This window comes from Streptococcus sp. M334 (genome assembly GCF_000187745.1).
Taxonomy (GTDB): Bacteria; Bacillota; Bacilli; order Lactobacillales; family Streptococcaceae; genus Streptococcus.
This window is the reverse complement of record NZ_GL732489.1, coordinates 48,463-72,980: the sequence shown is the minus strand read 5'-3', so window position 1 is coordinate 72,980 and position 24,518 is coordinate 48,463. Positions and strand designations below refer to the sequence as shown.

Annotated in this window: 27 protein-coding genes; 2 read left to right on the top strand and 25 right to left on the bottom strand. The window is 40.2% G+C overall.

Annotated elements, in window-relative coordinates:
• Positions 1 to 142: 142 nt before the first annotated feature.
• From HMPREF0851_RS11700 to HMPREF0851_RS11650, 11 genes are all read right to left on the bottom strand, one after another.
• Positions 143 to 1,474: a hemolysin family protein gene (locus tag HMPREF0851_RS11700; RefSeq protein ID WP_000390036.1), complete on the bottom strand. Its 1,332-nt coding sequence runs from the start codon at positions 1,472 to 1,474 to the stop codon at positions 143 to 145.
• A gap of 260 nt (positions 1,475 to 1,734) precedes the next feature.
• On the bottom strand, positions 1,735 to 2,559 hold the full coding sequence (gene endA, locus HMPREF0851_RS11695) for a DNA-entry nuclease EndA (RefSeq protein WP_001036770.1): 825 nt from the start codon (positions 2,557 to 2,559) through the stop codon (positions 1,735 to 1,737).
• A 37-nt stretch (positions 2,560 to 2,596) separates the two neighbouring features.
• Positions 2,597 to 2,785, bottom strand: a complete 189-nt coding sequence (locus tag HMPREF0851_RS11690) for a DNA-directed RNA polymerase subunit beta (protein WP_025169885.1) — start codon at positions 2,783 to 2,785, stop codon at positions 2,597 to 2,599.
• A complete protein-coding gene (murA, locus tag HMPREF0851_RS11685; RefSeq protein WP_000411906.1) occupies positions 2,778 to 4,061 on the bottom strand; it encodes a UDP-N-acetylglucosamine 1-carboxyvinyltransferase in 1,284 nt (427 codons plus the stop codon). The genes HMPREF0851_RS11690 and murA overlap by 8 nt, the downstream gene beginning before the upstream one ends.
• Complete coding sequence (locus tag HMPREF0851_RS11680; protein WP_000351360.1) at positions 4,046 to 5,119, bottom strand: acyltransferase family protein; 1,074 nt, start codon at positions 5,117 to 5,119, stop codon at positions 4,046 to 4,048. Before HMPREF0851_RS11680 ends, murA begins: the two co-directional genes overlap by 16 nt.
• 61 nt (positions 5,120 to 5,180) lie before the next feature.
• On the bottom strand, positions 5,181 to 5,411 hold the full coding sequence (locus HMPREF0851_RS11675; protein WP_000250387.1) for a DUF1146 family protein: 231 nt from the start codon (positions 5,409 to 5,411) through the stop codon (positions 5,181 to 5,183).
• A gap of 57 nt (positions 5,412 to 5,468) precedes the next feature.
• On the bottom strand, positions 5,469 to 6,977 hold the full coding sequence (locus HMPREF0851_RS0104190) for a SepM family pheromone-processing serine protease (protein WP_001280773.1): 1,509 nt from the start codon (positions 6,975 to 6,977) through the stop codon (positions 5,469 to 5,471).
• Entirely contained in the window at positions 6,967 to 7,506 is a 540-nt protein-coding gene (rsmD, locus tag HMPREF0851_RS11665) for a 16S rRNA (guanine(966)-N(2))-methyltransferase RsmD (RefSeq protein ID WP_000706958.1), read from the bottom strand. The genes HMPREF0851_RS0104190 and rsmD overlap by 11 nt, the downstream gene beginning before the upstream one ends.
• 64 nt (positions 7,507 to 7,570) lie before the next feature.
• Positions 7,571 to 8,563 (bottom strand): aspartate--ammonia ligase, encoded by a 993-nt coding sequence (asnA, locus tag HMPREF0851_RS11660; protein WP_000748001.1) that lies wholly within the window; start codon positions 8,561 to 8,563, stop codon positions 7,571 to 7,573.
• Between the two features lie 111 nt (positions 8,564 to 8,674).
• Positions 8,675 to 9,358 (bottom strand): Bax inhibitor-1/YccA family protein, encoded by a 684-nt coding sequence (locus HMPREF0851_RS11655; RefSeq protein ID WP_001016908.1) that lies wholly within the window; start codon positions 9,356 to 9,358, stop codon positions 8,675 to 8,677.
• A 54-nt stretch (positions 9,359 to 9,412) separates the two neighbouring features.
• Positions 9,413 to 10,153, bottom strand: coding sequence for a TrmH family RNA methyltransferase (locus tag HMPREF0851_RS11650; protein WP_025169882.1), 741 nt, complete (start codon positions 10,151 to 10,153; stop codon positions 9,413 to 9,415).
• Positions 10,154 to 10,186: 33 nt separating this feature from the next.
• Between HMPREF0851_RS11650 and HMPREF0851_RS11645 the strand changes: the two genes are divergently transcribed.
• Together HMPREF0851_RS11645 and yidC are read left to right on the top strand one after the other, a co-directional pair.
• Entirely contained in the window at positions 10,187 to 10,465 is a 279-nt protein-coding gene (locus HMPREF0851_RS11645; RefSeq protein WP_001174612.1) for an acylphosphatase, read from the top strand.
• A 77-nt stretch (positions 10,466 to 10,542) separates the two neighbouring features.
• A complete protein-coding gene (gene yidC / locus HMPREF0851_RS11640; protein ID WP_000835820.1) occupies positions 10,543 to 11,469 on the top strand; it encodes a membrane protein insertase YidC in 927 nt (308 codons plus the stop codon).
• A gap of 175 nt (positions 11,470 to 11,644) precedes the next feature.
• Here yidC and HMPREF0851_RS11635 read toward each other — a convergent pair whose 3' ends face one another.
• From HMPREF0851_RS11635 to rsmA, 14 genes are all read right to left on the bottom strand, one after another.
• Positions 11,645 to 12,733: a sensor histidine kinase gene (locus HMPREF0851_RS11635; RefSeq protein ID WP_000532633.1), complete on the bottom strand. Its 1,089-nt coding sequence runs from the start codon at positions 12,731 to 12,733 to the stop codon at positions 11,645 to 11,647.
• Positions 12,703 to 13,389, bottom strand: coding sequence for a response regulator transcription factor (locus HMPREF0851_RS11630; RefSeq protein WP_000323580.1), 687 nt, complete (start codon positions 13,387 to 13,389; stop codon positions 12,703 to 12,705). Before HMPREF0851_RS11630 ends, HMPREF0851_RS11635 begins: the two co-directional genes overlap by 31 nt.
• A 61-nt stretch (positions 13,390 to 13,450) precedes the next feature.
• The gene (locus HMPREF0851_RS11625) at positions 13,451 to 14,170 is read right to left on the bottom strand and encodes an ABC transporter permease (protein WP_000663012.1); all 720 of its coding nucleotides are present in this window, start codon (positions 14,168 to 14,170) and stop codon (positions 13,451 to 13,453) included.
• A 1-nt stretch (position 14,171) separates the two neighbouring features.
• Positions 14,172 to 14,957 carry an ABC transporter permease gene (locus tag HMPREF0851_RS11620; RefSeq protein ID WP_001185219.1) on the bottom strand — a complete coding sequence of 262 codons (786 nt, stop codon included), beginning with the start codon at positions 14,955 to 14,957 and terminating at the stop codon, positions 14,172 to 14,174.
• Between the two features lies 1 nt (position 14,958).
• Complete coding sequence (locus tag HMPREF0851_RS11615; protein WP_000438101.1) at positions 14,959 to 15,669, bottom strand: ABC transporter ATP-binding protein; 711 nt, start codon at positions 15,667 to 15,669, stop codon at positions 14,959 to 14,961.
• A 365-nt stretch (positions 15,670 to 16,034) separates the two neighbouring features.
• The gene (pflA, locus tag HMPREF0851_RS11605; RefSeq protein ID WP_001288288.1) at positions 16,035 to 16,829 is read right to left on the bottom strand and encodes a pyruvate formate-lyase-activating protein; all 795 of its coding nucleotides are present in this window, start codon (positions 16,827 to 16,829) and stop codon (positions 16,035 to 16,037) included.
• 125 nt (positions 16,830 to 16,954) lie between these two features.
• Positions 16,955 to 18,205, bottom strand: coding sequence for a diaminopimelate decarboxylase (locus tag HMPREF0851_RS11600; protein ID WP_000856501.1), 1,251 nt, complete (start codon positions 18,203 to 18,205; stop codon positions 16,955 to 16,957).
• Between the two features lie 66 nt (positions 18,206 to 18,271).
• On the bottom strand, positions 18,272 to 19,099 hold the full coding sequence (gene purR / locus HMPREF0851_RS11595; protein ID WP_025169881.1) for a pur operon repressor: 828 nt from the start codon (positions 19,097 to 19,099) through the stop codon (positions 18,272 to 18,274).
• Between the two features lie 105 nt (positions 19,100 to 19,204).
• Positions 19,205 to 20,146 (bottom strand): 3'-5' exoribonuclease YhaM family protein, encoded by a 942-nt coding sequence (locus tag HMPREF0851_RS11590; RefSeq protein ID WP_000703191.1) that lies wholly within the window; start codon positions 20,144 to 20,146, stop codon positions 19,205 to 19,207.
• On the bottom strand, positions 20,136 to 21,392 hold the full coding sequence (gene rmuC / locus HMPREF0851_RS11585; RefSeq protein WP_000444768.1) for a DNA recombination protein RmuC: 1,257 nt from the start codon (positions 21,390 to 21,392) through the stop codon (positions 20,136 to 20,138). The genes HMPREF0851_RS11590 and rmuC overlap by 11 nt, the downstream gene beginning before the upstream one ends.
• A 1-nt stretch (position 21,393) precedes the next feature.
• A complete protein-coding gene (locus tag HMPREF0851_RS11580; RefSeq protein WP_000006116.1) occupies positions 21,394 to 22,056 on the bottom strand; it encodes a thiamine diphosphokinase in 663 nt (220 codons plus the stop codon).
• The gene (gene rpe, locus HMPREF0851_RS11575; RefSeq protein WP_000085006.1) at positions 22,019 to 22,675 is read right to left on the bottom strand and encodes a ribulose-phosphate 3-epimerase; all 657 of its coding nucleotides are present in this window, start codon (positions 22,673 to 22,675) and stop codon (positions 22,019 to 22,021) included. Before rpe ends, HMPREF0851_RS11580 begins: the two co-directional genes overlap by 38 nt.
• Before the next feature lie 10 nt (positions 22,676 to 22,685).
• Entirely contained in the window at positions 22,686 to 23,564 is an 879-nt protein-coding gene (gene rsgA / locus HMPREF0851_RS11570) for a ribosome small subunit-dependent GTPase A (protein ID WP_001162003.1), read from the bottom strand.
• Position 23,565: 1 nt separating this feature from the next.
• Positions 23,566 to 24,438, bottom strand: coding sequence for a 16S rRNA (adenine(1518)-N(6)/adenine(1519)-N(6))-dimethyltransferase RsmA (rsmA, locus tag HMPREF0851_RS11565; RefSeq protein WP_001216834.1), 873 nt, complete (start codon positions 24,436 to 24,438; stop codon positions 23,566 to 23,568).
• Positions 24,439 to 24,518 lie beyond the last annotated feature (80 nt).

Genomic DNA, 24,518 nt, shown 5'->3' with positions numbered 1-24,518 from the left:
TTTTTTATTTTTCCTCGAATAAATACGTATAACTTTAAAAAACTTTTGGGGCAAGTTTGGGCTGAGTTTTTTCGAGGACACAATTCCCTTTTGAAATCAACTGAAAAAAGCTTCGTCACGCCTGGTGACAAAAGCCTCTAGTTTACTCTGTTTCTTCTTCTATTTCGACTTCTGTGATTTGGACTTTTACCTTGGTAACACGTCCATTTTTTACCTTATCATTGGTTAGGATAAGCTGTTTGTTTTGACTAACCAATTCATAGCTGAGTTTCTCAGTCGTTGGAATGGTCCCAACTCCTGTCAAATAATAACCAGCGATGGTATCAACGTCATCACTTTCCAGTTCAACATCAAAATAGTCATTGAAGTCATTGAGATTCATGGTACCTTGAACAATATAAGTATCTTCTCCGATTTGATGAACTTCGATTTCAGCCTTATCTGTTTCGTCATCGATTTCCCCAACGATTTCCTCTAAGAGGTCTTCAAGTGTCACCAAACCAGCCATACCACCGTATTCATCTAGCAAGATTGCCATTTGTCTTTGGGTATTGCGCAATTCTTTTAGCAAGTCATCCACAAAAATAGTTTCAGGAACAAAGAGTGGATCTTGTAAAATTCTCTTCCATACAATATTGTCAAAACCGTCTTCAAAAGCCGCCTTAAGAAGACTCTTGGTGTGAATGATCCCAATCACATTATCCTTGTCTCCATCATAAACAGGGATACGGGAATAATTTTGTTTTAAAATACTTTGGATAATGGTTTGACTATCATCCTGAATATCCACCATAAAGGCATCCGTTCGAGGAACCATAACTTCTCTGGCCATTAATTCGTCCAGTGAAAAGATTCCTTGTAACATTTCAATTTCGTCAGCATCTAGTGTTTCTTCACTATTTGTCAACATGTACTCAATTTCATCACGGGTCATTTTTTCATCAGCATCATCAAAGGTCATCGGAGTCAAGCGACTCAAGAGATTGGTAGATGCAGACAAGAGCCAAACAAAGGGACTAACTAGTTTCCCAAGCCCAATGATAACTGGCGCTGTACGAATCGCCAAGGCATCCTTTAGATTAAGAGCGATTCTTTTGGGATACAATTCCCCAAAAACGATGGAAATATAAGTCAAAAATGCTAAAGATAGAAAACTTGCAACGGCATAAGCTGTTTCGCTATTTCCAAGCCAAGAAGCAATTTCTCGTCCCAGAGTTTCTGCCAAACTCGCCCCTGATAAGATCGTAATCAGGGTAATTCCTACTTGAATGGTTGATAAAAAGTGGTTAGGATTTTCTAGTACCTTCAGCAGACGGATATAGCGTCTATCTCCTTCTTCTGCCTTTTGTTCAACACGCGCACGGTTTAGTGACACCATGGCCATTTCTGTGGCTGAGAAAAAGGCATTCAACACCGTCAAGATAAACAATAAAACAAATTGTAGCAACAAATTCTGACTACTTGGGTCTTCCATAGTTCTTCTCCTAAAATAGTAACTTATCTTTTATTATATCACAAAATATAGTCCAGTACATATTATTTTTTTCTTATACTCTTCGAAAATCTCTTCAAACCGCGTCAACGTCGCCTTGCCGTACTCAAGTACAGCCTGCGGCTAGTTTCCTAGTTTGCTCTTTGATTTTCATTGAGTATTAGTATCTATTCTAGCCCTGCTGAAACTAGTAAAAAAAGAACCCCTACATCCACAAGTGACATAGGAGTTTATCTTATCTTTTACTGAGTAACCGTTACTTCTCCAGTTCGGTAATCTAGTTGAAGCCCCTTTTGAACATTGGGAACTAGAACATTGAATTCCAATTCTCCGTCTGAGGACTTGGCTTCAATCTGTGAAGCTGAAGGAACTAAGTCCTCGTTTGAAGCGTAATAAAGGGTTACACGGTAACGGACACGCTTGTTTTGGTCCAAGGCTTTACGCACCATGCTTTCATAGTAGTTTTGACCCGTCGAATCCTCAGCTTGCGCCTGATTTGCCCAAGCTGTCTGAACAGCAATGTTTTTAGGATTACTTGTTGAGGAATCAAAACCATCCAAGCCACCGATTAAGGCATAGCCTAACAAGTGACCTCTATCTACTGCATGGGTATAAGAGCCCTTTAGATTCTTAACCTGATGCCAGCCTGGAGGGGTCCATGAAGTCGAACCATTCCCCGTTTCCTCACGATTCTTGTACTGGCGAGTAGCCTTAGACAAGAGGGCATTTGCTACGGTTGGCACAGTTTCCTTACCCACTGTCTTTGTTTTATTATCAGCGTAGGGCTTACTTGAAACCTTGGCATCTAGATTTGTTTTATTTCCATTGACGATAAAAGCACCTGATCCATTCCACTCCAAACTTCCTTTTATTTGGCTTTTGACTGCATCTGTTAAGACACTTTCTGCCAATGCTTGACTAGGAGCTTCAGACGCTTGTTTTTTCTGACTAACCTTGGTTTTGTGACTATTAGCTGTCGACTGCATCTGCTTGATATAATAGCTCCCTGCAGACAAAAGCAATAACACTAGCAGTCCGATTAGTGTCTGTCTTGTTTTTTTGTTCATATTTCTCCTTATCTTTAAAAAAGGCTGGTTCTCCAGCCTAATTTCCTGTAAATTTATGAATCAATTCCTGCCATTTTGCCGGAGACAGGATAGCCCATGGATCTTGACCCTTGCCCAAGATTCCATAACCTACCATTAGACCGATTCCTAGAGCCAGAGCACCTAAAATCAGTACCAGAATGACTAAAAGTAAACGCTTGACTACGTAGCCTGATTTCTTATTCATCTTCATCACTTGCCTCAATCCGCTGAATCTTAGCACCTAGCTGCGCCAACTTCTCATGGAATTGGTAATAACCTCTATCCAAGTGAACCAATTTACCAACTACAGTTTCTCCTTGTGCTACCAAACCTGTCAAAATCAAGGCAGCACTGGCACGAAGGTCAGTAGAAAGAACTTCTGCCCCCTGCAAAGGTTGACCACCAATAATACGAGCTGTATCACGGATAATCTCAGAATGCAAGCCCATGCGGCGCATCTCTTCTAGGTGTTGGAAACGATTTTCGAAAACTGTCTCCACCATGGTTGATTCCCCTTTTGCGACGGTCATCAAGGCTGTAAATTGAGCCTGCATATCCGTTGGAAAACCTGGGTGGGGCAAGGTTTTCACATGAACAGCTTTTAGATTTTCTAGTTGAGAACGAACACGAATTCCTTCAGTCTCCTCTGTCACTTCCACCCCCATTTCAAGCAATTTGGCAATCAAGGGACGGTTGTGCTCCCAAACAGCGTCTTTAATCAAGACATCACCACCAGTCATGGCAGCAGCTACCATAAAGGTTCCTGCTTCGATACGGTCTTGGACTACATTATGAGTCGTACCATGAAGTTTCTCAACGCCGGTAACGGTAATGGTCTCTGTACCAGCACCCTTAACCTTAGCTCCCATTTCATTGAGGAGAATGGCTAGGTCTACAATCTCAGGCTCACGCGCAGCATTTTCAATCACTGTAACTCCATCAGCCAGAGTCGCCGCCATCATCAAGTTCTGCGTAGCACCAACACTTGGGAAGTCCATGTAGATATGAGCCCCATGTAAGCGATCAGCCTTGGCTTCGATGTAACCAGCTGTCTGACTAATCTTAGCCCCCATAGCTTCCAGGCCTTTCAAATGAAGGTCAATAGGGCGGCTACCAATGGTACACCCACCTGGCATGGATACCTTGGCATGACCTACACGGGCAAGAATTGGTCCCAAGACAACGATAGATGCACGCATCTTGCTGACATACTTGTAAGGAGCTTCCTCAGTGATATCGCCAGTCGCGTCCACCTCAACAAGATGAGCTTCTTCATTAAAATCCACCTTGGCATTCAAACCACGAACCACCTGATTCATAGTGAAAACATCTGACAAGATAGGAACATTCTGCAAAACAGTCTTTCCTTCACTTGCTAGAATAGTCGCTGCCAACAAGGGCAAGACTGCATTCTTTGCTCCTTCGATCGTAACACTTCCTACCAGACGATTATCGCCACCTTGAACTACAATTTTTTCCATAGAGTATTTTCCTTTAATGTTGATTTTATAAATAGACTTACTTGTTGAATAAACCTATTAACTAATTTGTTAATAATCCAAGCTAAAATCAGACTTATCATCAATACAAAAAATGTAAATAACACATCATTTACTCTGGATGACACAAATATTTTTTCTAGAATAGAGATTACTAATCCATGTATCATATATAATTCAAATGATATACTACCTATTAAAATCAAATATATATTTGAAAAATTTATTTTTTTCAAAAAAACAGTAATAAAGTAGATTGTAAAAATAATATTATCTAAATTAGCAGCTAACGCATAACTATAACTATCTTCTAAATGCACATACCTCAACAAAATATCGTATTGATGTGAAATAAAGAGTAACACAGTTACTAAAACAAGTATGATAAAATAATGTCTATCTAAAACTCCATCAATTTTCTCTTTATTTTTAGCCCATATTAAGCCAATAATGAAGGGAAAAACACTATTATACCACCAAAAACCGTAACCTAATTTTATAGCTAAACAGATATAACCAATTATGAATACTGTATTGATAACAATAGAAATAAACTTATTTCTGAAAAACTTAAACGATATATAAAAAAATATATACATTAAAATTATAATATCGACAAACCAACCATTATAAATAATTGTACTTCCTTTTTTAAATAAATTAGCAAAAAAATTTAAATCCATTAATTGACCGTTTAAAAATCTGTAAAACATATAAATCAAAGATATAGAAAAAAATGGAACTAGAATTTTAGAAAGTCTCTTAACTAAAAAATTATCTAGATAGTTTTTCTTATTTTCGTTCTGAAAATACAATCCATAGGCTGATAAAAAAAAGAAAATAGAAACGATATAAGTTCCCATATAGGAAAAATTAGAAAATTCATCACCAGATGTAACCCATTGTGACAAATGATGAAATATTATTCCTATAGCTAGAAATCCTCTAAGCCCTGATGTAGATTTAACATTTAGATACTCCTTATTTTGAGGTAACAAATAAATTAATAGCGTTATCAATAATAAGATTATAATATCCATGAATTCTATTTCTCCCTATAAGTTTAATAATATCTTGAAAGTAATTTCTTAAACACGCAAATTATAATAGTCCTCTAAGTGCTTCTTGCCACAACTGATACAGGCTGATAAAGAAAGAACTCAAGATATAGCCCATGAAAATGCTAAAAAAGGCTACTAGTAAACGAACTTTTCCTGTATTCTCAGCTGTCACTTTTAAAACCTTTTCCCATCTAACAAGATCCTTTAAAAGGTAAAAACTCACATAAATAAAGAGCATATGACTGCTTAGAGTGAATAATAATTGAACCATTTGACTATTATACCATCTTCTCTGTTTGTGCGCTAGTTTGGAAACTTCACTCAAAAACTAGGGATTGTTTTTCAAGTAATCAATTGCATCTTGTAGGGTTTTAACAGGCACAATTTTCATATCTGTCTTGATTGTTTTAGCAGCTTCCAGAGCTGTTTGGTAGTTGTTTTTCGCATCTGGATGTTCTTTTTGTTCTTCTTCACTAACAGGGTTATCAGGGGCAAAGAAAATCGCGGCACCTTCTCTAGCCGAAGCTACAACTTTCTTATCAATACCTCCAATGTCTCCCACATTACCATCACGGTCAATGGTCCCTGTACCGGCAACGATACGACCATTACGAAGACCTGGGTCAGCTATTTGGGTATAGATGGCCAGACTAAACATGAGACCTGCACTTGGACCGCCGATACCAGCTGTTGAAAAGCGAATTGGGACATCACTGGTCACTTCTGTACGGTCAATCAAGCCGATTCCAATTCCATTTTTGCCATTTTCCAAGGTGATAATCTTACCTTCTGCAGACTTGGTTTGCCCATCCTCTTCATAAGTTACCTTGACGGAGCCCCCTAGTTTTTGAGAATTGACGTAATCAATCAAGTCTTTGGAACTATCAAAGGTCCGATCATTGACTGCTGTGACCGTATCAGAGATGTTGAGAATCCCTTTAAAGGTCGAATTATCCGTCACAGTCAAAACATAAACCCCAAGGTATTTAAGTTCAATATCCTTACCAGCTGTTTTTAGCCCTTGATACTTGGCCATATTTTGCGATGTTTGCATGTAGAATTGATTGATCCGCATAAATTCAACATCGGAAGAACCACCTGTGGTCTCCTGGGCACTACGAATATCTGTAAAAGGCGTCAACCATGCATAAATCATATGAGCTAAAGTGGCATGCTGGACACCAACCGTAACGAATTGATAGGCCCCAGCTTCCTTATCTTCTGTGTCATTTACTTTAAGGACTTGACGAATATCTTCCGAACCACCTGGAACTTCTATATAGTAGGGCAAGGGCACTACAAACGCCAAAAAAGTCACAATCAAGGCCGCAATGACGTACAAGGGCCATCTAATCTTTTTTTCATTTCTTATTTCCTCCAAAATACTCTCAGGAACATAGCAGGCAATATCCTGACCGAACTTCAACAACTCCCTAACACCTGATGAACTGATATAGAGATGTTCAGGTCGGCTATGTAAATAAATGGTCTCTATATCAGGAGACAGCTGATGGTTGTAGTAATCAAAACTGGCTTCATATTGCAAATCCGAAGCATTTCTCAAGCCTCGCACTAGGTAAGTAGCCCCCAGTCTTTTTGCAACATCAACCACCAATTTATCATGAGAAGACACGACTTTAACATTCCCCAAATGTTCCAAAGCCTTTTCTAACCCCCGTTTACGATTTTCGATAGGAAGAAATCCTTGTTTGTGGGGATTAAAAAAAATACCGACATAGAGCTTATCAAAGAGTCTGCTCGCCCGTTCAATGATATTCAGATGCCCATTTGTCATCGGATCAAATGAGCCTGTGAATAATCCAATCTTATCTGACATAGACTGTCACCTTACTAATTCCATAAATTTTTTCCTTCCAGATACCAAGGCAGGCAATTTCTTCTGGAAGTTCAACGGCTTTATCCGTCTCACACACGACCATGACATCTTCAGAAAAAAGCGCTCTCTCAGCCATTTTTTCAATATCTGCTACGATTTGTTCCTTGGCATAAGGAGGGTCTAAGAAAATGAGGTCAAATTCCCCAGATACCTGTTCCAATGCTCTTTCTGCATCCATCTTGAGGAGTTGAAATTTTCCAACTTCCTTGGTCATCTGAATATTTTCAGCCACGATTGTCTGAGCCTTACGGTCTCGCTCCACCAAAACAGCGCTGGACATGCCACGCGATACTGCCTCGATAGATAAACCACCACTACCTGCATACAGGTCCAAGACTCGTCCCCCTTCAAAGTAGGGACCAATCATGTTAAAAATGGCTCCCCTAACCTTATCCGAAGTAGGTCTTGTCGTCTTTCCTTCTAGTGTCTTGAGGGGACGTCCCCCATAGATTCCTGATACGATTTTCATACCGTTTATTATACCAAATTATGGGCGAAAAGAGAAAGAAAACCGAACCTTGCGGTTCGATTCTCTACAAAATATTTTCGTAAGTATCGCGAACTTCTTGAGGCCAAACACTTGTTTGCACCTCTCCGATGTGTTTCTTGCGAAGTAGGAACATAGCCATACGAGATTGTCCAATTCCTCCACCGATTGTCAATGGGAACAGGCCATTCAATAAAGCCTTGTGCCATTCCAATTCCAAGCGGTCTTCATCACCTGTGATGGCAACCTGACGGCGAAGCGTTTCTTCATCTACACGGATTCCCATAGAAGACAACTCAAAGGCTCCACCCAGAGATTCATTCCAGACAAGAATATCGCCATTCAGACCCTTGTAGCCATTCTCAGACTCGCTTGTCCAGTCATCATAGTCTGGTGCACGTCCATCGTGCGGTTTACCGTCTGGTAATTCACCACCAATACCGATCAAGAAAACTGCTCCAAATTCTTTACAGATAGCATTTTCACGTTCTTTCGGTGTCAAGTCTGGGTAGCGTTCTACCAACTCTTCTGTGTGGATAAAGGTGATTTGTTTTGGCAAGACAGACTCGATGTCATAGCGAGCTTCAACAGCTAGTTCTGTCAAACGAATGGCCTTATAAATCTTCTCAACTGTTTCTTTTAGATAAGCGATGTTACGCTTACCATTTGGGATAACTTTCTCCCAGTCCCACTGATCCACAAAGACAGAGTGGGTTGCATCCAGCGAATCTTCATCTGGACGAAGGGCCTTCATGTGGACGAAAAGACCTTCACCCTCACCGAAACCAAAACGAGCCAAGGTATGGCGTTTCCATTTAGCAAGTGAATGCACCACTTCATAAGTAGCATCAGGGATTTGGAGAACCTTGACCGATACGGCATTCTCAACACCTGATAAGTTGTCCTGCATCCCGTCACCGACTCTACTCAAGATAGGGCCTTGAACTTCGACGACTTCTAGCTTGTCTTTCAAATACTGGGTAAAAGTGTTTTTGACAAAGGAAATTTCTTCTTGTTGGTGGATAAAACTTTTCTTCATAAACTACTCCTCAAAAATTTAATTAAAAGCATTATACACCTATTTCCAAGAAAAGAAAAGAGAAATTTTAAAAAAAATCAGTGTCATTCAAAACACTGATTTCATAGACCTTTAGTCATTACGACCGAAGATACGTAAAATACTTAGGAAGAGATTGATAAAATCAAGATAGATACTGAGAGCCATTGACACAACCCAACCTGTCGCTACACGACCTTGTGATTGTTCATAGGCAAGGCGAATCCTTTGGTTGTCCCAAGCAATCAGCCCAGAGAAGACCAAGACCATGGCTACGCTAATCATATAATCAAAGAAACCACTAGCCAAGAAAATATTAACTACCATGGCAATCAGCAAACCGATAAGCGCTGCCATCATCGCTCGACCAATCCCACTCAAATCCTTCTTAGTGAACATACCGACTGCCGCCATGACAAAAAAGAGAAGGGCACTTGATACAAAGGCAGATAAAACGGTACCTGGAGTATAGAAGGCCACCACAAAACTGAGGGTAAAGCCGTTTAATACTGAGTAAAGTAAAAATACTGGAAGAGCCGCTGGGCTATTCTTTGAAGCCATGCTACTGGCAACAAAGACTAGGGCTAGTTCCGCAAAGGTTGCAATGGTCAACCAGAGACGCCCCTGCATCAAAAAGTAAACTAGCTGAGACTGAAAGACCGTCAACATAAGGCCTGATACCAAAGCAGATAGTCCGATTCCCAGACCAACAAAGGCATAAACCTTAGCGTAAAATTGATTGAGACCTGCGCGGTCGTGAATAATAGTGTGATTCATCTTTTCTCCTTTTCTATGAACATCTTTCCTTGATTATAACAAAGAAAGTTAAAATTAGCTTAAATGGAAAATCAAAATACCTGCTGCAACTGCAACATTCAGACTCTCCGCCTGCCCCTTCATACTAATGTGAACCAACTGATCTGCACTTTCAGCCATGAGGGAACTAATTCCTTGACCCTCATTTCCCATGACTAGTACAAAATTTTCTATAGGAGGCAGTTCTCTGTAATCAACAGAATCTTTAGATAGGGTTGTTGCCAGCACTGAGATACCTGCCTTTTTAGCTTTCTCGAGAAGCGCTTGGCTCGACATCCGGTAAATGGGCAGATGAAAATGACTGCCTTGCATGGAACGTAAGGTCTTGAGACTGTAGATGTCTGCCGACTTATCTGAAACAATCACTCCAGTAAAACCTGCTGCATCTGCAGTCCGAATGATGGTTCCCACATTACCAGGATCTTGCACATCTTCCAAAAACAAGAATTTACCCTGACTAAAGTCAGCTTCTCCTACTTCTTCTTTTTGAACCACCGCAACAATTCCCTGTGGAGTCTGAGAATCCGCTAAATCTAGCAGAATATCCTCTGACACCCAGACAGTTTGCGGAAACGAGGCTAACTGATCTCGGTAATTTTCTAGGGCAAAGATCTTCTCAATCGTCACCCCAGCTTGAACAGCTTCTTCAAACAAGTGCCAGCCTTCAATCAAATAGGCTGACTTGCGGTATTTTTTTTGGTGTAATTTCTTGGCATTTTTTACCACAGAATTGGCTTTTGAGGTTATAATAGTCATAGAAATATTATAACACAATCAAAGGGGATTGGTATGCAAAAGGTTAGAATGATTGCCCAAGGCAGGGTGCAGGGGGTCGGCTTTCGTTGGGGTGTTTACAGCTTGGCACTTGAAATTGGTGGCATCACAGGTCGGGTATGGAATAACGACGATGGCACAGTGGAAATATTAGCCCAAGCAGACTCATCTGCTATCATGGCGAAATTTATCCAAGAAATCCGCAAAGGACCCACACCTTTTTCAAAAGTCAGCTACTTAGATGTCAAACTGAGCAACTTTCCTCCCTACCCTGACTTTAAAATCGCAAATTAAGTCTCTAGAACTATTGTATATTTTGTAAAAAAACAGTAGAATAGAAAGGTATAATTTTTTAAGAAGGAATAAAAACAGTGAAATCTATTAAACATTTTGCACTCTCGGCTATGGGAGTGGCTATGTTGCTTGTCTTGACTGGCTGTGTTAGCGTCGATAAAGCAACAGGAGAGCCAACAGGATTTATTTGGAATACTTTCGGAGCACCTATGGCTGAAGCTATCAAGTACTTCGCTACTGATCAAGGTCTAGGCTTTGGTGTCGCTATCATCATCGTAACCATTATCGTGCGCTTGATTATCTTGCCACTTGGTATCTACCAATCATGGAAGGCAACGCTTCACTCTGAAAAGATGAACGCCCTCAAGCACGTCCTTGAGCCACATCAAACTCGTCTCAAGGAAGCGACTACTCAAGAAGAAAAACTCGAAGCCCAACAAGCTCTCTTTGCAGCTCAAAAAGAACACGGCATCAGCATGTTTGGTGGTGTAGGATGTTTCCCTATCCTCCTTCAAATGCCTTTCTTCTCTGCAATTTACTTTGCTGCCCAACATACTGAAGGGGTTGCTCAAGCAAGCTACCTAGGCATTCCTCTAGGTTCTCCAAGTATGATTTTGGTTGCCTGCGCAGGTGTCCTTTACTATCTTCAATCGCTCCTTTCACTTCACGGAGTAGAAGATGAAACGCAAAGAGAACAAATCAAGAAAATGGCTTACGTAAGCCCAATCACGATTGTTGTCTTCTCCCTCATTTCACCAGCCAGTGTCACACTTTACTGGGTTGTCGGTGGTTTCATGATGATTCTCCAACAGTTTATCGTCAACTATATCGTTCGTCCAAAACTTCGCAAAAAAGTCCGTGAAGAACTGGCAAAGAACCCACCAAAAGCAAGTTCTTTCTCTACACCAAGTGGACGAAAAGACGTTACCCCTGAACAACCAACTGCTATCACAAGCAAGAAAAAACACAAAAATCGCAACGCTGGAAAACAACGTTCAAGATAAAGCTACGTATATTATCCAATAATTAAAAAACGAATGAATGATAAATAGTTTTCATCAACTAGATATCATCATTCGTTTTTATTATCTACCGTTACATCTTATACTAATCGAAAAGTTAAATAGTTTAAAAGCTCACATATAAAAACGATTCAATCATAAATTAACAAGTAACTCACTATGATTTAATACAATTCACAGTCATTAAAACTTCTGCTCCCTCGTCTCTATTTCTAAGCTCAACTCGGCCTTTGTGTAGTTTTGCAACTCTACATACAAAACTAAGTCCAATACCATAATGTTGCTCTTTAACCGATCTAGCTTTATCCATACGATAAAAGAGCTTCCCAAAATTAGTTAAAACTTCCTCTGGAAATTCAGAGCCATTATTCCATATACCTATTTTCAATTCTTTCGCCTCTTGCTCTACCCTAATTTTAATTTTAGGATTCTGTTTATCTGCATACTCCAAAGCATTTGTTAAAATATTTTGTATGGCACGAATCAGAAGAGATGGATTTATATAATAGTTTTCAGTTCCTTTCACATTTTGTTCAAAAGAAAACTTCATCTGATTTTTTATCAAAAAAGAGACTTCTTTCTCTAATTCATTGATAAAATCTGAAGAGGAATACTCCGTCCAACCTGTCTCATCATCATAATAGGTTTTCGAATAGTGAATCAATTGATTGAAATAATCTAGTAACTGTTGACTAGCTCTTTCTATATCTGCTAAGCATTCTTGAGACTGGTCGTTTTCAGTTATCGCCTGCAAAAATTCCACATTTCCCCTAATAATGGTTAAGGGAGTTTTTAAATCATGAGAAGCTGCTGAAACCTGAAACATCAAATCTTCTTTCTGCTGTTTCTCATCAACTATTAATTGTCGAATTCTATCTTGCATCACAATAATCCGATTTCCTGTCTCACGAAATTCTTTAACCGTTAAACTTTCTGTACATTCCCTCTCCAACCACATACTATTTTCATAAATCAAAGTCATTTCATAACTCAGTTTTTTCAACAATTTTCCAATGTGATAACTTATTAGAACAATCAATAAAACACAAATATATATCCATGATGACACATTAAAAAAGATTGATAGAACACCACTATTTTTTAGAGGTTTCCCGTCTTCATTTATTTGTATAGATACTGAAGCTAAGGGAATAATATAGGCCATTAGTAAGCCAAGACTAAACTGCCAAATAATTCTCCAACAGGTTTCTCGAATTAATTGTCTAAAACTTTTGATTCTACCCATTGATATCCTCCACCATATAAGGTTTTAATTGGATTTAATTGATAAGGTTTCAGCTTTTGACGAATTTGATAAATATACTCTGAAACCGAACGTAAAAGCGCTTCTGAACTTTGTGGATATAGATAATTATAAATTTCCTCAATAGAATATATTTTACTTGGGTTGCTTGCCAAAAAATTCACTATGTCAAATTCCCTCCTTGTCAGAGCAATCTTATCATCGTTTACAAATAGTTCCTTACTATCCGTATATAGTATAAGCTTCCCAATCTTTATTTGATGAACATTTCCTTTAATCCGTTCTTCACGACGTAAGTGCATTTTAACACGTGCTAACAATTCTTGCATACTAAAGGGCTTCATAATATAATCATCAGCACCTGCATTGATTCCAGCTACTAAGTCTTCATCCATATCCTTGGCAGTTATAAAACAGATAGGAACAGTTATCTGTTCGCGAATCATCTGACAGATCTCTAAACCACTAACAGGCATCATAATATCTAATAGAATCAAGTCAAAGCCTGTAAAATCACAAAGATCAATCTCTTCTATCTTATTTCGTATGACTACTTCATATTTTTCATATTCTAGTACTTTTTTTATTAGGCGAAGAATAGCAAGATCATCATCTACAACCAAAATTTTATAAGCCATAACTCACCCTCCTGAATATATTATAGCACTAACTGAGAAAAAGACAGGATATCCCCTGTCTTTAGCGTACATTTTTTCCTATAAGTATCAATATAGCAAATAGAAAAACAATTAATAACCAAACTATTTGTATTCCTAAGCCTTGCCATACTGGATAATAAAGAGACAATGGATAGGTATAAAAACAATTCATACTAGCCAGTAATGGTAAATTTCTAAAAAAAGAACTGAATTGTAATAACATTTGTCCCAACCCCAATAAAAGGGATAAACTGATTCCCAAAATTAAGATAAAAGACTGGGAAATAAATACAAAAATACCACTTAAAAGAGCGAAGGTTAGAATAGAAATACAAGCTGGAAATAGAATTGTTAGAACATGTTTAATATTACTCAAAAGATTGATATTGTAGTATCCTTGCGCGATTAGTATGCATAATGATATTACAGCGACCAATAATACAATTTCCACACATAATACAATAGCTAGTTTACAGATTATAAATTTCAAACGGTTTGGACAGGTAAGAAAACTGGTACGAAGGCTAGAACCTGTAAATTCTTGACCTATAAATAGAACCGCTAGACTAACGAAACCTGCCTGTCCTAAATAGAGACTTTGCAATAGCTGTTCCAAAACAAACTGTAGAGTCAACTGGTCTGGCTTATTATTTAAAAAAATAACTAACGCTGGAACACACAGTAATAGAGCACCTATAATCAACCAGTACCAAGGATTCATCATAAACTTGAGATACTCACTTTTAAGTTGCTCTTTCAACTTATTCACCTCCTCCAATATCTGACTTAAGTAAGCGGTAAATTGCTAAAGCCAAGAATGAGAAGTTCCAATAAAGTAAAAATAAAATATTTTGTAAACTATTATGTTCTAAAATTTGAGGAGATGTAGCAATCAATCCTTGCCCCAATGCAACTGGAAGAAATTTGGCAACCGATATATAGTTTGCTAAAAATGTTCCTAAATTGTAGACTTGAGGAAGCAAAAATAATAGAGGAACAATGGCTGTTTTAAATGTCAAAGCCATAATATAGGCTAGCAGTCCCAACAAAGTCCAAGCTATACTGGCTAAAAATATATAGAACCAAACTGTCCCATTTAGTGAAAAAAGTAATAAGCCATCTTGTCCTAAAACATAATGTGTCATGTTAATCGTCAGGAATATTGATAGAAAGGAAATGAAAAAAGAAAATACAAGCCAAACTAATGTTTTTGAAACTAGGAAAGTACTTCGATTTGTAATAGAGAGGAGGCTTGTACGAATAGCAGAGCATTTATACTCCTCGGCTCCGTAAATTGAGCCTAGGATAATCATAATAAAAACACCAAATAAAGTGACATCAAAACCTAAAAATTCAATCGGAGGTATAGCTTCTGCTAATTCTGGATTTGTCTCTGGTGTAGCATGGATACCAACTGAAACAATTTGAGAAGCACCAATATTTGCTAAAAATGTTTGAAATACGAGTATCAAGAATAGTACAATATGAGTAGCTCTCTTATAAAATAATTTCAATATTTCAGAATGAAGAGAGTAAATAAGTGCCATGTCACTTTCCTCCTTCTGTCAAACTAAAGAAGACTTCTTCTAGTGAAGAAAGATTTTTCATCACTTCTTGTAAAGTCCCTTTTATAAGAACTTTTCCTTTATTTATGATAACTACATCATCTGTTACTGCTTCCACTTCCGATAATATATGAGATGATAGCAAGACTGTCTTTCCTTCTTGAGCTTGTTTTTTTATAAACTCTCTAAACCACCGAATTCCTCTTGGATCCAACCCATTAGTCGGTTCATCCAATATCAGATATTGAGGATTTCCTAATAGAGCTGTTGCAATTCCTAATCGTTGTCCTTCTCCTAATGATAATTTCCCAATTTTAGATTTTTTCTTATGACTAATATCCACCATATCCAAGACTTGCTCAATTCGCTGACTGGATATCCCATTACTAGCAGCAACAATTTTCAAATGTTGATAAACAGTCCGATCATCAGGAGCACCGACACTGTCAAATGAAGCTCCTACAGTCTTTAGAGGAAATTTTAATTCCTTATAAGTTTGATCTCCAATTTTGGTAAGTCCAGATGTTGCTTTGTCTAATCCTAATAAAATACGTAAGGTTGAACTTTTACCAGCTCCATTTGGACCCAGGAAAGCAGTCACTCTACCTGCTTTTGCTTCAAAAGAAATATCTTTTAAAATTTGAGTTTGGCCATACGACTTACATAAATTTTTAATGGTAATACTTTGTTCCATGATGTTCTCCTATTCTATTTAATATTTCTAAAAGTAACTATATCTTACACATTCTTTTTCGGATTTTTTTCAGAATTTAGAGAGTAAAAAAGATTTAATACTCAATGAAAATCAAAGAGCAAACTAGGAAGCTAGCCGTAGGTTGCTCAAAGCACTGCTTTGAGGTTGCAGATAGAACTGACGAAGTCAGCTCAAAACATGGGTTTGAGGTTGTGGATGAAACTGACGAAGTCAATAACCATACATACGGCAAGACGACGTTGACGCGGTTTGAAGAGATTTTCGAAGAGTATAAAATTTTGTTTTATTTAATTATGTATATTTATGCAAACTTAAAAGCCCGATGTTTCCATCAGGCTTCTTTTTTATCCATGTACACGTTTCATATAGTCTTGATAACTTTCGGTATCCATGAGTTTTTTAGCGTTCTTGACGCGGTCTGCTGTTGGGGGTTTAACCCCTTCGAGCGAATAAGGGATTCCCAATTCACGCCACTTGAACTCACCCATGGTGTGATAAGGTAGAATTTCAAACTTATCCACATTTTTGAGAGTCTTGACGAACTTCCCAAGTTCAATCAAGTCATCGTCTCTGTCTGTCAATCCTGGAACTAGCACGTGACGAATCCAGACAGGTTTCCCAATATCTGATAGATACTGGGCACAGGCCAAGATATTTTTATTGGTTTGGCTAGTAACGATCTTGTGCTGTTCTTCGTTGATTTCCTTAATATCCAAGAGGACCAAGTCAGTGACAGCCATGAGTTTGTCAAACTTCTCAAGGTAACGTGGTTTATTACGGAATGGAAGGGCACAGGTGTCCAAAGTACAGTGGATTCCTTGTTCCTTAGCCTTGGTAAAGAGGGCAATCAGGAAATCAATCTGCAAGAGGGCTTCTCCCCCACTGACTGTAATCCCACCCTTATTCCCCCAGAAACCGCGGTAGCGCAAGGCCTCTGTCAAGACATCATCTACCGTCCGTTCACGTGATTTATTGGACTCCATCGCCCAAGTATCTGGGTTGTGGCAATACTGGCAACGCATGTGACAGCCCTGCAAAAAGACAATAAAGCGAATACCAGGTCCGTCTACCGAACCAAAGCTCTCCGTTGAATGCACCATTCCTGTCACTTGTCCATAATCAATTGTTTCTTCAGACATATCGTTACCTTCCTTGAAAACGTTTTATAGTTTTATTATATCATGACTTGAAGGAAAAACAAGATTTTTGCCTATTTTTTAGAAAGCAATCTGTTTTTCAATTTCATTTTCAATTAATTATCATTTTATTCTTCAAAATCAAAACCATACAAGGTTGCAAAATAGTCCTCAGGGCGCTCTGCACGGCGGATTTGACGGGCTTTTCCTTCTTCAGTATAAAGGATTTCCGCAGAACGAAGTTTGGCATTGTACTGGTAGCCCATTGAAAATCCGTGAGCACCTGTATCATGAATGACCAGCAAATCACCGATTTCTGTATGAGTCAGTTCACGATTCACTGCAAATTTATCATTGTTTTCACAGAGTGAACCAACCACATCTACCACTTCAGATGGTCCATCTGGATGGGTCACGTTAGTAATATGATGATAAGCTCCGTACATAGCTGGACGCATGAGGTTGACTGCTGATGCATCCACACCTAGATAGGTACGGTAGGTTTTCTTCTTATGAGTAACTCTTGTGACCAAAGCACCGTGAGGGGCTAGCATAAAGCGACCTAATTCGGTGAAAATCTTAACTTGACCAAGATCTGCTGGCGTAAGGACCTCTTCATACACCTTACGAACTCCCTCACCAATCAAGGCAATATCATTTGGCTCCTGGTCTGGACGATAATTGACACCAATACCGCCAGAAAGATTGATAAAGTCTAGCGAAATACCCAACTTTTCCTTGATTTCAACAGCCAATTCAAAAAGCTGACGCGCCAACTCTGGATAATAGAGATGGGTCACGGTATTGGACGCTAGGAAGGAGTGAATCCCAAAGGTCTTAGCTCCTTTTTCCTTCAAGATGGCAAAAGCTTCAAAGAGTTGATCCTTGGTCATACCAAACTTGGCCTCGCCAGGATTGTCCATAATATCTGTTCCTAGCTCAAAAACGCCTCCAGGATTGTAACGACATGAGATGGTTTCTGGAATGCCTGCTGCACGCTCTAGATGTTCAATATCTTCAAAGGCATCCAAGTTAATGGTCGCACCCAATTCACGCGCATAGGCGTATTCCTTGTCTGGCGTGTTGTTTGAAGAGAACATAATCTCAGAACCAGGGAAATCCAGTTTATGACTCATCAAAAGCTCTACATAACTAGAGCAGTCCACGCCACAACCTTCTTCTTGGAGAATTTTCAAAATAGCTGGAGTTGGAGTAGCCTTAACTGCAAAATATTCCTTAAAGCCCTTGTTCCACGAAAAGGCTTGGTTGACGGCCCTGGCCTTCTCACGAATTCCCTTCTCATCATACAAGTGAAAGGGAGTCGGGAACTCGGCAACAATCGCTTCTAAGTCTTCTTTATTGATAAATGGTGTTTTCATATACTTCCTTCTATTCTATTTGCAAAGAAAGGCTGGGACAATCGTTCCAACCTTTAGTTCTATCTCTTATTTATCTTCGTCAAAGATATTTCCAACCTCAACATCGATGGTTTGATTCTTGACATCAATATTGGTGACCTTCAAGAGTGACTTGTAGTCAAACTGCTTTTCACGTTCTTCTTGGGCATTGTCCGCAAAGACTGCAACACCTGCCAGTTCTGAATCGAACTCCCGCAAGAGACTAATCATCCCGTTGACAGTTCCTCCGCCTTTCAAGAAGTCATCCACAATCAAGACACGGCTGCCTGCCTTGAGACTACGTTTTGAAAGGAACATTTTCTCAATGCGATCACCACTTGAACCTGAAACATAGTTGACGCTAACCGTTGAACCTTCGGTAATTTTCAAGTCACGGCGCACAATAACAAAAGGAACATTGAGGACATTAGCAACTGCATTTGCAAGTGGAACACCCTTAGTCGCTACAGTCATAACTGCATCAATTTTTTGGTCCATAAAGCTCTTGGCAATAATGCGACCAATATTTTTCAAGATAGCTGGTGTGCTAAGCAGATCAGACAGGTAGATATAACCACCTGGCAAGATACGGTCACTTTCTGACAACTTGGCACACAAGTCCTCAACCATTTCCTTGGCATCATGGCTTGAGATTGATGGTGTGAAAATGACACCACCACCAGCACCAGTTACTGTCTGGATATGACCGATTTCAATTTCCTCAAAGGCACGTTTGATAATGACGATATCTTCTGAGATGGATGATTTAGCAGATTCATACTTTTCAGCAAAAGTATTGAGACTAGTTAGTTTATAAGGATTATTAATCAAATAGTTGGAAATGACAACCATCCGATCACTTCTTCTTAATTTCATTTCTATTTCCCACTTCATTTAATTTTGATATTTTATCTATTATACCATATTCACATAAAAAAACGAACATTCTTATCCTGAAAAATGCTCATTTTTCTTAAATTATTAATCTAGATCTGGTTTATAGAAGGAACGATTGTCCATAGCGAAGATTTTATTGGTCATCTCTCCTTTATCTACCAAAGCCAGAGCTGTTGACATCATCATCATGCTTGCATCCAGATTGTCAATCATATGGATAATCTCTGCTTCCATAATGCGTGGACGGACTGGACTTCCATACTCAAGTAAACCGTGGTGACTGAGGATGACGTGGCGGAGCAGAACGACTTCTTCCTTGGTATCATCGATGCCGAGTTCCATCACTGTCTTAGTAATTTCACTATCAATTAGAGCGATATGCCCAAGGAGATTGCCTCTGACCGTGTACTCAGTCTGGTCTGGTCCTGTTAACTCAATGACTTTAGCTAAGTCATGCAGCATAATCCCCGCATAGAGCAGGCTCTTATTGAGCTGAGGATAGACCTCGCTAATAGCATCTGCCAAACGCACCATGGTTGCCGTATGATAAGCCAAACCCGTTTCAAAGGCATGGTGGTTAGTCTTGGCAGCTGGATAGGAGTAAAATTCCTTGTCGTACTTGGTGTAGAGCTTTCGGACAATCCGTTGCCAAACAGGATTTTCAATTTTGAAAATCATTTGCGACATGTAGTCACGAATTTCCTTGACATCAACTGGTGACTTGACCTTGAAATCAGCTGGATCATTGGGTTCACCAGGTTGAGGCAGACGGAGAGTAATTTGGTTGACTTGAGGGGCATTGTTATAAACTTCTCGGCGCCCTTTCATGTGGACAACCTTACCTGCGGTAAAGGCCTCAACGTTATGAGGTTGGGCATCCCAGAGCTTCCCTTCAATCTCGCCACTATCATCTTGGAAGGTAAAGGCTAGGTAGTTTTTCCCAGCTCGAGTTTGCCTCAGGTCAGCTGATTTGATTAGGTAAAAGCCTTCAAATAGCTCATCTTTTTTCATGTGACTAATCTTCATATTCTTCCTCATTTTCTTGGAAATGGAATAGATCAAGCGCAGGCTCACCTTCTGACAACTCAATGTGACGGAGCGTCCGCTCGATAGCTGTAGTGCGACGGTTTAATAATTCATCAATATTGCCAGAGGCATGTTGGAGGTGTTTTTGTGCCTTAACCAGAATGCCACCAAACTTGCCAAACTCGGTCTTGACACTGGCAAGAGTCTTGCTGATATGGTCGGCACTCTTTTGGATATTGAGAGTTTTGAAACCAACTGATAGAGAGTTAAGCAGGGCTGATAGGGTACTTGGACCTGCGACAATAATCTGCTCCTCCCGTCTCAAATCATCAAAGAAGACAGGATTGCGGACGATTTCTGAGTAGAGACCTTCTGTCGGAACAAACAAAACTCCAAAATTGGTCGTCCGAGGCGGTGCTATGTACTTACTCTTGATATCCTTGGCAAAGCGCTTGACGCTTGCTAAAAGCGATTTACGACAACGTTCAATCTCGTCCCTATCACCTGCTTCATAAGCTTCTTCTAGGCGGTAATAATCTGACAGTGGAAACTTGGAGTCAATCGGTAGGTAGACATATTCTTGGTCGCCTTGGCCAGGTAACTTGATGGCATACTCCACTCGTTCACTGGAGTTTTCAACCGTTGCGTATTCTCGTTCATACTGGGCAGGTGTCATGATGTCTTCGATGATTTGCCCCAGTTGCAATTCTCCCAGAATCCCTCGCGTTTTAGTTCCAGAGAGAACCTTGTTGAGGGCGCCAACATCGCGGGCAACTGTCTGCATTTCTCCTAGGCCTCGATTTACCGACTCTAGTTGCTTGGAAACTGTCTCGAAGGAAGCCTGCAAGCGTGTCTGTAAGGTCTTCTCTAACTTTTCCTCGACCGTCTGACGCATTTGTTCCAAGCGTTGCTCATTTGATTCCTGCAGGGCTTGAAGCCGTTGGTCGGTCTTGTCTCTGGTTTGCAAGAGATTATCTGTCATTTCTTGACGAACCTGAGTCAGACCTTGGTGCAATTCAATTCGCACTTCTTGCAAACGGTCACTGACAGCCACTTCCAAATCTTTTTGATCTAACTGACTAGCTTGTCTGGCTTGTTCAAAACGGTAATCCAACTGGTCTGACAAGTGATCTGCCTGATCCTCCAAGCTCTTATTGAGATGTTTTTCCTGCTTATCCTGCCTTTGCCAAATCAGAAAGAGATCAGCTAGGTTGGCAATTAATAATAGAACAAGTAAACTTTCCATCCTACCTCCTGTCCTTACTATGCAGCACAACCACATAGCCATCTGGGCAAGTCACCGACACTTCCTTATCTATATATTCGTTAGAAGCGTACACTTTTTTAAAGAAAAAATTCTCCTCTGTCAACTCATACTTAGCTCCGAGAATAGTCAGCTGGCTATCCCGAACCGGCATAAAGGCAATATAGTCGTAGTCTGAACGAGGCTGTAGCTGACTGGCCCCTTCTGGACAATAGGCAATCAAATTTTGTCCATCTTCAATCTCTATCTGGCGCATATAGGGTGCCAACTTGGGATTACTAGGTAGAAAGACGTTAGCCAGCATATGGTCAATACGACCACCCAAAGCACCGAAAATAGTAACCTCAGCCTGAGGATTTTGTTCAAAGATGGTCAAGAGAGACAATTCCAAATCGGTATCATCTTTTTCTGGTCGGGCTTGGACAAAATACTGGGCACGTTTTTGAATCAACTGACGCTCTTCTGCAGTGACAGAATCAAAATCTCCAACCGCTAGAGCAAGAGGAAGATTTTCTTCCAAGACCCAGAGCGAGCCTCGATCTACACCAACAAAACAATCAAAATCTGTCCGATAATGGCCGCGGTCTCCGCCTGCAAAAACTGCAACCTTAGTCCAGTTGTTTTCTGAGAGTTTGTACTCGCTCATTGACTTCTCCCTTAAAGACATAAGAACCTGCTACAAAAACGGTCGCACCAGCTGCTTTAGCCTGAGCAATAGTTTGGTCATCAATCCCACCATCCACTTCGATTTCAAAGTTCAAACCTTTTTCCTTACGAAGTGCAACCAACTCACGAACCTTATCCATGGTTTCTGGCAGAAAGGCTTGACCACCAAATCCAGGGTTAACTGTCATGACTAGGACTTGGTCAACTAGGTGAAGCACGTGCTTAATGGCCTCAACAGGCGTACCAGGATTGATAACGACTGAAGGCTTGACACCGAGTGAACGAATCTTTTGGAGGGCACCATGAATATGAGGCGTTGCTTCCACATGGATACTGATAATATCCGCACCTGCACGCGCAAAGTCCTCTAAATGATGCTCAGGATTTGACACCATCAAGTGGCAGTCGAAAACCATCTTACTATGATGACGAAGAGATTCGACCACACCCGCACCAAAACTGATTTGCGGTACAAAATGACCATCCATAATATCGATATGGGCATACTCTGCCCCAGTTGCTTCTAGGCGTTTAATTTCACGTTCAAAGTTGGCATAATCTGCTGCCAGAATTGACGGAGCAATCTTGTATTGAGACATAGGTTTCTCCTTATTTTGGAATTTTTTTGCTGACTTTTTTATAGGTTTCTCTGCGATTTTCAATTTCGCTGAGGAATTGCAGGTAGTTATCAAAACGGAAGGTGGCAATGGCGCCCTCTTCAACAGCTGGCTTAACTGCACAGGATGGCTCATGGGTATGGGTACAAGTGCGGAATTTACAGTCTCGGCTAACAGTAGCAATCTCTGGGAAGGACTGATTGAGGTCTTCCGCCGTTGATGCTTCATAATCCAATGATGAAAAACCCGGTGTATCTGCGATTTTACCTCCATTGAGGTTGTAAAAACTAACAGCTCGAGTAGTATGACGACCGCGACCCAGACTGTCTGAGATTTCTCCTGTTTCAAGATTGAGGTCTGGTGCGATTTTATTGAGGAGGGTTGATTTTCCAACACCTGTCTGCCCCATAAAGACTGTAACCTTGCCTGTTAACAAGGGCAAAAGTTCCTCCTTACTGGTCACAAAGTCATAGCCGATGTCACCATAAGTCTGTTCATAAAAATCCAGTTGACCTCTATCTTCCAGCAAGTCCATTTTAGAAATATAAACGATAGGATGAATGCCCTTGTGCTCCAAAAGAACCAAGAACCGATCCAGCAAATTGCTATTAAAATCAGGTTCTTTGACAGACATGATTACTACAGCTTGGTCGATATTGACAATGGGCGGACGGACCAGACTATTTTTCCGTTCGTGAATCTTGAGAATATAGCCCTCTGAATTTTCCTCCGCAGAGAAATCTACCCAATCCCCAACGTAGGGTGTGTGACCTTTTTTACGGAAATTTCCACGCGCCCGTGTCTGATAAACCTTGCCCTCACTCTCCACATAGTAGAACCCAGCCAAGGCTTTAATGATTTGTCCCTGCATCTTAGAGTCCTTGCCCTTTAAGTGCATCTGCTAGGCTGGCAAATTCTGCCAAGCTGAGAGCTTCCCCACGCACACTTGGTGACAAGCCTGCCTGATCTAAAGCTTTGGTCAGCTTGTCCTTGACCTCTTCAGTCTTGCCAAAGTAACCTGTCAAGTTATTCCACAAGGTCTTGCGGCGATGGGTAAAACTAGCCTTGGAAACCTTAAAGAAAAAGTTCTCGTCTTCCACTGCTACAGCTGGCTCTGGACGGCGGACCATTTTCAAGATGGCTGAATCCACATTTGGCGCTGGCACAAAGACCGTACGAGGCACGATAAAGGCAACCTTGGCAGTCATGTAATACTGCACCGCAATCGACAAGCTACCATAAGCCTTGGTATTTGGCTGGGCGGAGATGCGATCCGCCACTTCCTTTTGCATCATGACGACAAATTCACTAAAAGGAATGCCACTTTCAATCAAGTGCATGAGAATAGGCGTCGTGATGTAGTAGGGTAGATTAGCCACTACCTTGATTGGTAGGGCAGGATTTTTAAAATTCTGGATATGTTGCGCCAAGTCAACCTTGAGAATATCCTCGTTGACTACGGTCACATTGTCAAAATCACGCAGGGTATCTGCCAAAATCGGTACCAAACGGTGGTCAATCTCAAAGGCCATAACCTCTGCTGCACGCTCAGCCAAAAACTCCGTCAAAGCACCAATCCCTGGACCAATCTCAATGACATTGACCTGGTCATCAATTTCAGCCGTATCCACGATCTTTTGAAGGATATTAGTATCCGTCAAGAAATTTTGCCCGAAGGACTTTTTAAAGGTAAAACCGTGACGCTCTAGCACTGCCTTGGTCACGCTATAATCTGCAATTCTCATCTATTCTCTTTTCTATTATCTGTTACTTCTATTGTAACACATTCCCCTTGTATTTTGGAGGTGAAAATCATACCAAAAAA